General features: G+C 79.0%; 1 protein-coding gene. It reads right to left on the bottom strand.

Annotation, left to right across the window (positions count from 1 at the left end; all coding sequences use genetic code 11):
• On the bottom strand, positions 1-504 hold a 504-nt coding region (locus OZN99_RS33395), incomplete at both ends, for a WD40 repeat domain-containing protein (protein WP_408612013.1).

The raw sequence follows: 504 nt of genomic DNA, 5'->3' as shown, positions 1-504 counted from the left end.
CATCCGGCGCGACGGCCAGCGCGACGATCGGCCGGGCGCCGGCGCGCACCTCCCGCACGGCGCCGTCCGGCGCCACCAGGCGCAGCAGGCCGTCCACGCCGCCGGTCGCCAGCGTGCCGTCCGGCAGGGCGGCGAGCGTGTTCAGCGGGAAGCCGAACTCGGCCAGGATCTTGTCCGTCTCGCCCTCGGGCCAGAGGCGCAGCGTGCCGTCGAAGCCGGCGGTGGCCACCGTGCCGTCGGGGCGGAACGCCACGCCGTTGACGTTGCCGCGATGGCCTTCCAGCACGCGGGCCGTGCCGGTCGCCAAGTCCCAGACCCGCGCGGTGCCGTCCCAGGCCGCCGAGGCCAGGCGCCGCCCGTCGGGGGCCAGGGCCAGGGCGGCGACCGGCTCGGTATGGCCTTCCAGCACGCGGACGGGTTCGCCGGCCGGGCGGGCCGGCCACAGCGCGACGCGCCCGTCCTCGCCGGTGGAGGCGAAGCCGCCATCCGGCAGCGGCGCCAGCG

The sequence above is a fragment of the Falsiroseomonas oryzae genome, from assembly GCF_027856955.1.
GTDB classification, from domain to species: Bacteria; Pseudomonadota; Alphaproteobacteria; order Acetobacterales; family Acetobacteraceae; genus Falsiroseomonas; species Falsiroseomonas oryzae.
Note: the sequence above shows the minus strand (reverse complement) of the source record. Positions and strands in the feature narration are given on the sequence as shown.